The following is a 12583-nucleotide window of genomic DNA, read 5'->3' on the forward strand; positions in this document are numbered from 1 at the left end:
AATAGGCGAGACTCCTGCGGGAATAGCAAGCCAGGTGAGACCCCGCAGGCGTATTTGGCCGAGGAGGCTCACGGATTGCCCGCGGAAAGCGAGCTTATTGGAGCCTAAAAAAACAACAAAGTTTACGAAAACAGCCTTTAAATAAGAAAAAAGGTTGCCGAGGAAATCTTAACGGGTTCACGTCAGAGGTGCAAACAATTAACTATCAAGGTAAATCGCACGGGTTCACATAGTCATTCACCGTGCGATTTTTATTGTAATATCAATGTTTATTGACCATTTCATCCGTAAATCACCTATCAAATCACAGTGTAATTTACATGGGTGGAAATAATTATTGGCGGTGTGTGAATTAACCGGTGATTGAGCAAGTGAAAGGTAGGTTGATTACCAAGTCATTTGGATATATAGGTTAAATTAAAAGTTAGATTATCGAATTGTTCTTAAAGTAAAAAACGGACTGAACAAGAAATTTTAGAGTCACCTGTGATCGTTGAAATAAGCGGAGATTTTTCCGTTATCAACCAAAGTAGCGTTCAGTTCGTCGTAAATAAGCGGAGATTTTCCGTTTAAATCAAAAGAAATGACCCATTTTCATGTTTTTCGAGTCAATAGTCGGAATTTTTCCGTCTATTTTAGCTATTTTTAATGTCGATTTCTAAATAAGAGGAATTTCTCCGCTTATTTAGAAAGTTCGCTCTAGCCATTTAATGAAATAGGTAATCGATTGCCTTTTATGAAAATAAAACAACCGGATCTCAAAAGATTCGGTTGTTTTGACGTTTACTAGTCTTTTCTTTCTGTGATTTTATTATGAATAGTAGGGTGATTTAAGGTGATAATTAGCGTTTTGCATCTCACAAGTAAACCCGTTAAGGAAATCTTGACTGCCTTTATAATTTTACTAGGTTGTCTTTACTCTCAGCTTCTTTAGTTAAACGCTTTTGTGCTTGGGAGCCTCTAAATAGGAGAATACTGCTTAAAGCTACCAGGACCGCAATGATGTAAAAGAGGTTGTTGCCTCCCCAAGTAGTAAGGATCCAACCGCCAGCAGCTGGACCGATGGAATGACCAAGATTTCGAAGTCCGCCGGCACCAAAGTAGCTGCCGCGCATGCCTTCAGGGGCTAATTGATCTAATAGAATACTATTAGTAGGGAAGACCAAAATTTCACCAATTGTGAGCACAATCATCGAAAAGACGAGTGGAATCACAGAGATTGATAGGGCGATTCCCAAATAGCCAACTGCAAAAATGAGACTGCCGATGGTCATAATTTGTAACGGCGTTCGTTTTGAAGCCAAATGGCTAATCGGCATTTGGAATAGCACCACAAACACGGCATTCGTAGCTAATAATACGGAATAAATGGTCACACCGTGCTGTTGGGTGTCTTTTAAGTATTGGGGAAGGTTCGATTCAATCTGAGAGTAACCCACATTTTCTATGATCCCTGCTATTATAAAATAGCGGAGTGCGACATCTGCTTGAATGACACGAAGCGCTTGACGAAATGTAACTGGACTTGAAGGCTTGGTTCCAGATTTTTCAACGAGGTCCCTTTGGTAGCGATGCATAACAGATACTAAAATAAATCCATAAGCGGCGTATACAGCAGCCGTCAACCAAAAGGCGAGCGCACTTGAGGCCAGTCCTAAGTACGCACCGAGAAGTGGCCCAAGGGTGGCTCCGATGTTAATAGCCCAATAACGGAGACCAAACACTTTTGGCCGCTTGTCTTTTGGCGTCACATCTGCAAGCAAAGCCTGTGAAGCTGGTTCGAAAAAGGAACGGCACATCCCGTTCAAAGCGTTGAGTAAAGTAAACATCCAAAGCGCAGTGGCAAAGGAAAAGCCTATGTAAACGATAACCCAGGCAATAACAGAGAATAGGACAATTTTCTGTCGCCCAAAGCGGTCTGATAAATTACCGCCAATAAAACTGACAAACGTGCTGGTCAATGGCCCAATTCCAATCGTTAACCCAATCCAAAGCGGACTGGTATGGGTTGTTCTTGATAAATAAAGTGCGAGAAACGGCATCGTCATGAATAACGAAACCCTCGAGAATATAGTTCCCCAAACAACCGTCCAGACAATCGGATGATACTGACTTGTCCAGGTTTTCAATCGTTTCATCCCAATTCCTCCAATCCTTTCAAAAAAGATTTCTACCATCATAATCTTAAAGAAAAGCAACGTCTACCATTTGGCGAATTGATGTTTTATTCGAATATTTCTTTCAATGGATGAAATTAGCGGATTGCTGGTATCTGTTGGGGCAAATGAGAATGAAAGGACTAGTCTCTAGCATATAAATTATTGAAGACAAGTTTGTAAGGCTTTAAGGAAATAACTTTGCTAAAGCGATTACGGAAAAAAATATAAGTAAAACTATAGGCTTTAGCATCAAGGATACGGCCACAACTCTAGTTGCGACTTTTGTAGCGTCACATTAGGAAGTGAAAGACAATCGTTTTTGAGGAGGGTTTGGATGAGCAATCATTCGATCTATGATCTTGGTATAAGGTTTGCACAAATTCTTAATGGTAAGCCATCCATTCAACTTCATGGCTGTTCAGTGACTTTAAAACGGAACTGGCAAGTGAAAGTACAAGGTAGGCTGAGTGAATCTGTAACTCCGGTGGGTGTTTCTTTTGAAGCTTTAGATGAGAAAGGTAACTCTCTTAACCTAGCGGAGGTGACGGTAATACAACATGAGATTCCCCATTTTATAAGATCGGTGGTGGAGCAGGGACTGATTGTCAGTGCGCTCCATAATCATTGGATCTTTACGGAACCGAATCTCATGTATGTTCATATTCAATCTGTAGAACCACCTCTTGACTTTGCACAGAAAATGGCAAATGCCTTTGAAACATTGAGCAGTCCGCCTGTTAAGGGAAGCTAATTCCAAAACGGTTTTTGGGGAACAGACCTCTATTGAAAGAATGATTGCTTGACGAGGTCTGTCTCCACAATAGCTACTTTCCTTCTATTGGTTCAACTGGACCAACCAAATCCAGTTGATAATAGGCTAAATCAAGCCATTTTCCGAATTTGAAGCCTGCCCTTCTTATTGTTCCTGAATGATAGAAGCCCAGTTTTTGATGTAAGGCGATGCTTTCTTGATTAGTGGCATCAATCGCAGCAATCAATGTGGCATATCCACTAGCCTCAGCGCGTTTTATAACCTCACGCATCAGTAATTTGCCTGCTCCTTTCCCACGATACTCTTTATGAACGTAGACAGAATGTTCGATCGAGTATTTATAAGCTGGCTTTGGACGAAATGCTCCATAGGTGGCAAATCCTCTAATCTTCCCACCATCCTCCAGTACCACGACTGGATAGCTATTTTCACGTCGATCTCTAAACCAATCTAATCGATTTTCCAGCGTCTCAGGTTCATAAGTATATACAGCAGTTGTATGAATGATGGCATCATTATAGATTTCAAGAATTTCAGGTACATCCGATTCCGTGGCATCTCTCAGCATTTGATTGCTCCTTTGATTTATTTATCTTTTAAAAAGGCAATTGAATAATGGTTCTATTGCCGTTGTTGGACACTTTAAAAGCGCATCTAAAATCTATTATATATAAACAATGGGTGCAATTCCTAAAAAAAAGAAGATCCTCTTGGATATTGTCAGGTGGGTGGGGGAGCTTCTGGGATTTATCGGCCACCTTCTAGGAAAAATGTCAGAGCTTCTAGGATTTTTTGAGTACCTTTTAGGATTTTTGCGAAACCTTCTGGGATTGGGTGCGCTGCAAAGGTTTGGTTCCTGGAGCTTCTCTGATTTATCGGCCACCTTCTAGGAAAAATGCTAGAGCTTCTAAGATTTTTTGAGTACCTTTTAGGATTTTTGTTGGACCTTCTGGGATTGGGTGCGCTGCAAAGGTTTGGTTCCTGGAGCTTCTCTGATTTATCGGCCACGTTCTAGGAAAAATGTCAGAGCTTCTAGGATTTTTTGAGTACCTTTTAGGATTTTTGCGAAACCTTCTGTGATATCGCGCACATCGAAGGTTTGGTAACCAAGCTTCTGGGGAATTGCGCACTTTTGAGGTTAGAGCGCATGCTTTGGGATATTGCACTATTCTAAAGTCCGACATGTTTAATCCAATATTTTCCGCGCGAACTCCAAACACTAAAAAATTCAGGGTGTTCACCACTAATTAACGTTAGGTTAATCATCGTTTTTGGGTTAAATGTGTTAAAATTCAATTAAAAATAAAAAGTTGAGTTGGGCAGGGGTTGTAAGCCATTTTATTAATTAGGTGGGGGAGAGCTATGAAATGGTTTCTTGTTTCACTTTCAATGGTTGCGGGGATGCTGTTAGTGAATGGGATCATAAGTAGTGTGTTTTATCTTCGTTTTATTGATGTATCCTTTTTTGTAGGTCTCGTTTTTTCCTTGTTTTCAGGTGTTCTTACTTATCCTAAAGGGGAGAATACTGATGTGAATTATTATGATCTCCAGGTTCGAAATCAAACAGGTTTAAATGTGGATCGAAACCGACCGGCTTTTAGGCTTAGTTTGCCTTTTGTGCTTTCTCTCGCCTATACAGTGATTAGTTTTATTGCGGTCTTTTTGTATCACAGGTAATATTAGTAAAGGAAATGGTTTTATAGATTTAATTAGTTATGTAAGGCTAGAGGAGTTGTTAGGTTGCATCTATTAACTATAAGAGATTTGTCTGACCAGCAAATTCAAGATATTTTTGGTTTGGCTGCCCGGCTGAAAAAACAAGATCCGGGAAAGATCTTAAGCGGGAAGTACTTTGTTCTATTCTTTCCTGAATCCAGCATTAGAACGCGGTTAACCTTCGAAAGAGCGATTAAAGATTTGGGCGGGGAGACGATCCTTTTTCCTCCTGATAGTTTAGATAGACGAGAAAAATTAGAGGATGTGATTCAATATATCTCTAATTGGGCAGACGGGGTTGTGGTCAGGCATTCGGATTTATCTAAGGTGGAGGAATTATCGTGGTATGCGCCCGTACCGGTTATAAATGCGATGACTTCTGACCATCATCCATGTGAGATTTTATCAGACTTGTTTTCTATAAGTGAACGGCGAGAAGATTATAGAGAACTGGTCTATACATTTGTAGGTCCTGCCGGCAATATTTCAAGATCATGGATGCAAGCGGCTGAAGTATTGGATCTCGATTTTCATCAAGTTTGCTTGCCGGGTTATGAGTTAGGAAAAGATACTCGGAACTACACCTTCCATACCCATCTCGATGCGGTTTTGTCAGTAAGTGACGTTGTCATAACCGATGCCTTACCTAAAGAACTAAAAACAAATGACTACATAAAAAAATACCAACTAACAACAGAACGAATGAAATTGGCCCACCTTCGCGCCATGTTAAACCCATGTCCACCTTTTTTTCGAGAAGAAGAAGTCAGCACGGACGCTATCGCCTCAGAATTTTTCGTCGGCTATGAATTCAAAAAAAACTTATTATACGTGCAGCAAGCCATTTTATTGTATGGCCTAGGAATTTCATAATGCACTGAAACGCGGGGACGGTTCTTCCGTTTCAAAAACTTAAATTTACCACCGTTTTTCCCCTTAAAAGGGCGCTCTCTCATAAATAAGGCTTGCCAACGGGAACCTTGTTGGCAAGCCTATTCGTTGTTTTAGATCTATTGAAGACAACCTTTATAGCTTCCTGAATTTTTTCAGTGCTTGTGTGTTTAACAGATATAACAAGAGTGCATACACGACTAAGCCAAGGAGATAGCCCCAGATTTGAAGGAAACCATCCCCATAGACCATGACCCCTTTGATCGCCGCTGCTCCATAATAAATCGGCATGATGTAGCACAAGTCACCAAGATGATAAGGAATCATGTCTAATGGAATCAGCCCTGAAAAAAACACTTGCGGAATGATAGTAAAGGGAATCATTTGTACCACTTGCAGCTCGGAACTGGCAAATACAGAAATCATAGCCCCGAATGATACGGCAGTTACCGCTAATAAAACCATGGTAAGCAAAGTCCAGCCAATGTTTCCAAGCGAACTTAATTTCAAGACGTAAATGGAATAAAGAACGATAAGAATGGCTTGAACGACGGCAAATACCCCATAGCCTGCTGTATAGCCGAGAATAACCTCACCGCGTTTAATCGGTGTCATCAACAGCCTTTCTAATGTGCCGCCACTTCGCTCACGCACAAGTGCCATCCCTGAAATGATGAAAACTAAGAAAAACGAGAAGAGGGCGAGAAACACATAGCCAAGAGAATCAAAGGTTGACTCATCTTGATTCCCATAAACATAAGCCATTTTAAGTTTGGCAGAAGGGTTTAAGTGAGCAAGCGCTTTTTGAATCTCAGAAGCTGCCTTTGATCCTTTTTTCGAAGGTTCATACATCGTTATAGCCATTTCTAAACTATTTGAGAGGGCAAAAACGGCATCAACATCTTGATGATTCTTTAAATAGTGTTTGGCATGTTGAGCTTGATCCCCTGAGATATCTACAACCTTCACATCTTGAGCTTTCAAGGCCGTTACAAGTGGGGCAGGCAGAGCTTGTTTATCAATCCCGACCTTTGGGAGATAAGTTGAATTGCCCAATAGGAAATAAACCAGTGTCAAAATCAAGAGCGGTGCCACTAAAATCATCATGACGCTTCGTTTATCATTGATCGTTTGGCGGATGACGCGTTTAGCTAAATTCATCATTGGCCCGCACCGCCTTTTAATTCGTTTGAGGCCATGAAGAATAACTCTTCAACTCTTCCATTTTCTGTTTTTGCGAGAAGATTGGTTAAAGTGTCATATTGAATCAAAGCACCGTTATAGATGAGTGCCGCTTTGTCGCACTCCGCGACTTCATCCATGACATGCGTTGAGACAATGATGGTGGTTCCCGATTTTTTAATCTCCTTAAACTGGTCCCAAATGGTTCGGCGCAGTACGGGGTCGATTCCAACTGTCGGTTCATCTAAGAACAAGACTTCAGGATGATGCAAGATAGCCGCCGCAAGTGAGAGCCGCTTTTTCATACCGCCAGAAAAATTTTTAACCAATTTCTTTCGATGCTCGGTCAAATCAACTAAAGTAAGGACTTCTTCAATACGCTTATCCAATTGCCGTTTATTAAAACGATAGAGTCCTCCGAAAAAATGCAAGTTAGCTTCAGCGGAAAGATCGTCATACAATGCGTCATTCTGCGGCATAAATCCGATTTTTTTTAACAGATTCATGTTAGGCATCTGTACATCTCCAAATTGAATGGTTCCACGATCCGCAGCAATGGCCCCAATCATTAGGCGAATCATCGTCGTTTTTCCTGAACCAGAAGGACCAAGCAAACAACAGATCTCCCCAGCCGGAATGGTGAACGTGATATCTTTTATGACCTCTTTTTTATCAAAGCTTTTACTAACATGAGTGACTTGAATATCCATCGCGTTTCCCTCCCTAACTATCATTTTTACCTGAATCCGTTTTTTTGTTAAAATAATAGACAACGTGTTGTTTTATTTACACTTAAAAGTATAATGACTGAATAAACCCTTATCAATAATCAGATATATAGGATGTGTTGGTTATCCAACACTTCTTCTGAATGTGTTGGGAAAAAATTGAGGGAGGTAAAAGAGTGCGGGATAAAATGATGGACTTAAGGGTCATTCGAACAAAGGAAGCAATCCGAGATGCATTGGTAGAATTAATCGAGGAGAAGGGATTTGAAGCGATCACTGTCAAAGACATCACCACCAGGGCTAAGATTAACCGGGGAACCTTTTATAGCCATTATCAGGATAAGTATGACTTAATGAGCAAATGTGAGGAAGAGGTCATTAATGAAATGGAAGACAAGATTGTCAAGAACTTACCGACTATCCTTGCCGATGCAGGAACATTAGCTTTGAATCCCAAAATTTTCACCATTCTTGTCCCGTTTTTTGACTATCTCTATCGGAACAGAGGGTTTATGAAGGCCGTCCTTGGGCCCAAAGGCGATGTCTCCTTCCAAACAAAATTGAAAGAATTCATGCTGAAATCCCTTTTTAAAAATAACCCGCTTCTCAAGGAAGAAAATCTCCTTGTCCCATCTGACTACTTAGTATCTTATATCGGATCAGCCCATTTAGGTGTCATTCAGCAATGGCTGAACAGTGACCGAAACGAAACCCCACAAGAAATCGCCCGAATCCTCGCCACCATGACCATCAACGGTCCCCTATTTGCCGCTGGATTGAAAAAGTGAAACGCGGGGTGGGGGCGTGAAACGCAGGGACGGTTCTCGCGTTTCATTCTCAACGCTATTGGCTGATTTTGAGGCGGCTAACAAAAATAGAGAGGACTTGATGAACGGGTTTCCTCGCTTTAAACTCTAGACTCCGCAAAACTGAAAAGCTAATGGACAAACAACTCTCACCTGAATCACCTGCAAGTCAACGTCTAATCCAAAACTAGCCATCGAGAACCTAATAAACACGTATTTCACAAATAAGGCATTCTCCTTTATACTATATTAGTTGCAAGTTTTTACTTTTAAAATAAGAACCGCCAAAAAGGCTTTTCTAATAGTGTTTTTTAGGAGTTTGAAGGAGGATATTTTATGACAACAAGAGGAGAAACATTTGTTGCCGATATCGAGCATTTAGATGATCGAGGCTCCGGCCGCGCGGTTGTGTGGCGTGAGAATGAACTCGGCAATCCAAAAAAGCTCAAGCTCACGATTCCCCAAGTACTGCCAGGAGAGAAGGTTCGCGTTTATGTGGACGAGCCGACGAAAAAGCGCTGGAGAACAAGTGCTCAGGAAATTTTGGAAGCCCATCCCGAGCGCGTGGGCGCCGATTGCCCGCATTTTGAGACATGCGGAGGCTGCGTCTGGCAGCATTGGCAATATGAAGGGCAATTACAGGAAAAAACCAATCATGTCAAGCACGCGATTGCGTCGCAAGGGTTCGATCCGCGACTTGTAAATGACACGATTGGCATGGAGAATCCATGGCATTATCGCAATAAAATGGAATTCACATTTGCGGTGGACGGTTCGCTTGGGCTTCATGAGCAAGGAAATTTCAGAAAGATCATCCCGCTTGAAACCTGCTTAATTGCTGGAAAAGAAATGGTTGAGGCCGCCATGGTTGTTGCCGCTTGGACGAAGGACCACCAGCTCTCCGGCTACGACAAGGACAAGCACGAAGGACTGCTTCGTCACTTGATGGTACGCCAATCTTTTGCAACTGGCGAACTTATGCTCGGCCTGTTTGCGACGGAGGAGCCATCAGGAGACTTAGAAGCGGTGGTGAAGGATCTGGTCGCCCGCATCACGGAAAAATTTCCAAGTGTGAAAAGCCTGCTGTGGCTTGAAAACACAGATTGGGCGGACGTGACCCAATCTGAAAAAACTCATGTGTTAGCAGGACGCGATTTTATTTACGATGAAATGGACGGCTTCCGTTTCCGCGTCTGGTTCAACACGTTCTTTCAAACGAATCCGACTCAAGCTCAAAAGCTTGTCGACATTGCCCTGGAAATGGGCCAGCCAAAAGAAACTGAAACCATGATTGATTTGTTCTGTGGCGTTGGCACGTTCTCATTGCCGTTTGCTAAACGTGTGAAGCAGCTGGCCGGGATTGAAATCGTCGAATCCTCCATTGAATCGGCTAAGCGCAACGCCAGTGACAATGGCATTGATAACACGTATTTCTTAGCAAAAGATGCTCGCCACGGATTGGACGATATTCTTGAAAAATTTGGGACACCGGATCTGCTTGTCCTTGATCCACCGCGCTCTGGAGCTGGCGGCAAGGTCATGCGCAAAATCGGCCGATCCAAGCCCGAACGCATCGTTTACATCTCCTGTAACCCAGACACCTTTGCGACAGATATCAAAGAACTCGTCGATTTTGGCTACGAACTAAAAGAAGTCCAGCCAGTTGACCTGTTCCCGCATACCGTGCATGTGGAGTGTGTCTCGCAGTTGGAATTGAAGAAATAATAGAAGAGAACAGGCGAAAGCTCATTAATTTAACGGGTTAGGTTTTGGGAGAAAAAACTTAAACTATTAATACATTTGGGGATACAATTAGTACACTAATTGGTATCCCCTTTTTTATTGATATATCAGGAATTTTAGCATTTGACACCAATTAACATATTTACCAGCATACAAACTAGTAGAAGTACAATAATTTTTGTACCTGTGCTAAATTCTATGTCGTTTTGTATGTTATTTCTAATAATAATTTTGGCAGGTTTAGCATAATCACAACTGTTGCTACGACAGCGTAGCGACTTGGACTTACTAATAGAAAATTAAACCTTGGCACTGGGTTATCTTATTTTTCTTGGAGATTTGGGATTTTATGTTAAACTTAATGTGGTAAGTTATTGAAAGTTCAGTATATTAGCTATCCGTTAACTTAAGTAAAAATAAATTAAGGGGAAGGATTAAATTCTTTGAGATTAATAAAATATTTTTGGATTTTTCTCCTAGTTAATTTGATATGGTTATATGTCATTCATTTTATTCCAATAAATGTTAGTGCAGGGGTATATTTGTTTCTTTTGCTTTCAATTCTTGTATTAATTACCTTACAGATTATAAAACTAATTCGAACCCACAAAAAGAAACACATTATAAGACTCAGTTATCTGATTGTTTTGCCCGTAACACTTCTTTTCGTTTTAAAATTAAATGCTTTTTTAACATCTAATTATTACCTTTTGAATTTTAAGTCAATTAAGGAAGGGAAAACGACTTTCTATTTTCAAAAGAAAATCGATAATAGCCTCATTAACGATTTTAATAAGGGAATATTGATTGAAAAAGATGATTATAAACAATTTTTCGGTAGTGTTAATTTAAGCAATCTTAGGGTTGTCTTTTATCCAAACCTAAGTAAAGAAACATTTGAAAAAGGTCTTCTAGGTGAATATTATTTAAATAATATTATTTTAATTGATGCGCAGAGAGGTTCAGATCAAACAAATGGATACTATGACAGACTATTTAACAGCCAAATAGAAAGTGTCAGTGCTCACGAATATAACCATTATCTTTTGCAACAATTTCTAAAAGAACAAAACATACCCCTTTCAAAAATCCCAGTGTGGTTTAAGGAAGGTCTTGCGAGATATACAGAAGATCGGTGCGATGGAACAGCTTTTGATCCAGATAGTTTAGAAGGAACTCAACTTGTTCCATTTGAAAAACTGAAGACACAAGGGAATTGGAAAAACTATACGAGCAATAATCAATATAATCCCTATCAACAAAGCGGCGACTTTATCGCTTACATTTTAGTGAGAAACGGGAAAAACACTGTCTATGATTTGCTATCTAAACTAAAAACAGTGGCTTTCGAGCAAGCATTTAAAGAAACAACAGGTCAAAATTTGAATAGTTATGAAAATCAATATTTTAATAATATGACATCCGCTATTTCTCTATGGAAGCAAGTCGATAAGTCTTTAAAAAACAGTGACACGAAGAAAGCAATAGTATAGCTTAATCGTTTACACTCATTGAGTCCTGAAAGTAGCACCATACTTATTGAGGAAGCCAGCGAATATCTATCTGAAGGAAATCAAGCAAAGGTTATAGAACTAATTAATCTTGCCAAGACAATAAATCCAAGGTCCCCACAGTTAAACGAGCCATCGTTTAGCAAGCCGTAGAAGGCTAGAATAGAAAAAGATGATCCGAATATGTCGATTCGTTTTGCGTACTATTTTGTAAAGTCCGCCGCTATTTATGTTAAAACGGTGGAAGATTGAGAATGTTTACACTGACGGTTAGTTATGCTGAAGAAGAGAAATGTGATTAAAAATTTTGAAAGGGGTTTAAAAATGCTATATAAGTTTACTAATATGACTCAAGAGCAGGCTGAGGATATTTCATTTAACTGGCATTACGACGGAGAGTATTCTTTTTATGATATGGAAGCCGACAAAGAAGATTTGGAAGAATTTTTAGACCCCGAACAAAGAGGAAACTCAACATTTGCTGTAACAAAAGAAAATGAATTGGTTGCTTTCTTCAGTGTTAGTAAAATTGCCGATGGAACGCTTGAAATTGGTTTAGGAATGAGACCAGATTTAACTGGCCAAGGATGTGGTTTAGAATTCTTAAAGGAAGGTTTGAATTTCGTTGAATTTAGGTACAAACCTAACAAAATTACATTATCAGTGGCGACTTTTAATCAAAGAGCAATAAAAGTTTATAGAAAAGTTGGTTTTACGGATGTTAAAACGTTTATGCAAAATACAAACGGGAGCACCTTCGAATTCTTAAAAATGCAATATGAATGCTGAAATTGTTTGTTTCAATAACGTTAGCTTTTCTTCACTAAAGGCAATTGCTTTTTACCTAAATCATCAGTTTCTTCTATACGACTAATTTAATATGGGTTGAACAAAAACGAAATATGAATCTATGCCGTATATATACATAGTAATTCAATATACATAGATTAAAAAGGTGTTATATAATTTGCGTCAAAAAATAGAAGTTGGGAAGAAGATGCTAATGAAAGCCTATTAAAGAATATTTTCTCTATTGTGGTTATTGTTTTAATTGGTGTCTATTATTTGTTTAACC

11 protein-coding genes are annotated in these 12583 nt (G+C 39.9%); 7 read left to right on the forward strand and 4 right to left on the reverse strand.

Annotated features, from left to right (window positions below):
• Positions 1 to 893: 893 nt before the first annotated feature.
• A complete protein-coding gene (locus PU629_RS09495; RefSeq protein WP_275284027.1) occupies positions 894 to 2138 on the reverse strand; it encodes an MDR family MFS transporter in 1245 nt (414 codons plus the stop codon).
• A 355-nt stretch (positions 2139 to 2493) separates the two neighbouring features.
• Between PU629_RS09495 and PU629_RS09500 the strand changes: the two genes are divergently transcribed.
• A complete protein-coding gene (locus PU629_RS09500; protein ID WP_275284028.1) occupies positions 2494 to 2910 on the forward strand; it encodes a DUF1259 domain-containing protein in 417 nt (138 codons plus the stop codon).
• Positions 2911 to 2983: 73 nt separating this feature from the next.
• Here PU629_RS09500 and PU629_RS09505 read toward each other — a convergent pair whose 3' ends face one another.
• Entirely contained in the window at positions 2984 to 3499 is a 516-nt protein-coding gene (locus tag PU629_RS09505) for a GNAT family N-acetyltransferase (RefSeq protein WP_275284029.1), read from the reverse strand.
• A 794-nt stretch (positions 3500 to 4293) separates the two neighbouring features.
• Between PU629_RS09505 and PU629_RS09510 the strand changes: the two genes are divergently transcribed.
• Entirely contained in the window at positions 4294 to 4608 is a 315-nt protein-coding gene (locus PU629_RS09510; RefSeq protein WP_275284030.1) for a hypothetical protein, read from the forward strand.
• A 63-nt stretch (positions 4609 to 4671) separates the two neighbouring features.
• Entirely contained in the window at positions 4672 to 5520 is an 849-nt protein-coding gene (locus PU629_RS09515) for an ornithine carbamoyltransferase (protein WP_275284031.1), read from the forward strand.
• A 153-nt stretch (positions 5521 to 5673) separates the two neighbouring features.
• Here the strand turns inward: PU629_RS09515 and PU629_RS09520 are convergent, their stop codons facing one another.
• Positions 5674 to 6702 (reverse strand): ABC transporter permease, encoded by a 1029-nt coding sequence (locus PU629_RS09520; RefSeq protein ID WP_275284032.1) that lies wholly within the window; start codon positions 6700 to 6702, stop codon positions 5674 to 5676.
• Positions 6699 to 7430 carry an ABC transporter ATP-binding protein gene (locus PU629_RS09525; RefSeq protein WP_275284033.1) on the reverse strand — a complete coding sequence of 244 codons (732 nt, stop codon included), beginning with the start codon at positions 7428 to 7430 and terminating at the stop codon, positions 6699 to 6701. The genes PU629_RS09520 and PU629_RS09525 overlap by 4 nt, the downstream gene beginning before the upstream one ends.
• Before the next feature lie 194 nt (positions 7431 to 7624).
• Here PU629_RS09525 and PU629_RS09530 point away from each other — a divergent pair, with 194 nt between their 5' ends.
• From PU629_RS09530 to PU629_RS09545, 4 genes are all read left to right on the forward strand, one after another.
• Positions 7625 to 8236 carry a TetR/AcrR family transcriptional regulator gene (locus PU629_RS09530; RefSeq protein WP_275284034.1) on the forward strand — a complete coding sequence of 204 codons (612 nt, stop codon included), beginning with the start codon at positions 7625 to 7627 and terminating at the stop codon, positions 8234 to 8236.
• A 354-nt stretch (positions 8237 to 8590) separates the two neighbouring features.
• Positions 8591 to 9979 (forward strand): 23S rRNA (uracil(1939)-C(5))-methyltransferase RlmD, encoded by a 1389-nt coding sequence (gene rlmD, locus PU629_RS09535; protein WP_275284035.1) that lies wholly within the window; start codon positions 8591 to 8593, stop codon positions 9977 to 9979.
• Between the two features lie 461 nt (positions 9980 to 10440).
• Complete coding sequence (locus tag PU629_RS09540) at positions 10441 to 11490, forward strand: hypothetical protein (protein WP_275284036.1); 1050 nt, start codon at positions 10441 to 10443, stop codon at positions 11488 to 11490.
• A gap of 342 nt (positions 11491 to 11832) precedes the next feature.
• On the forward strand, positions 11833 to 12297 hold the full coding sequence (locus PU629_RS09545) for a GNAT family N-acetyltransferase (RefSeq protein ID WP_275284037.1): 465 nt from the start codon (positions 11833 to 11835) through the stop codon (positions 12295 to 12297).
• Positions 12298 to 12583: the final 286 nt, after the last annotated feature.

Source organism: Pullulanibacillus sp. KACC 23026, from assembly GCF_029094525.1.
Classification (GTDB): domain Bacteria; phylum Bacillota; class Bacilli; order Bacillales; family Sporolactobacillaceae; genus KACC-23026.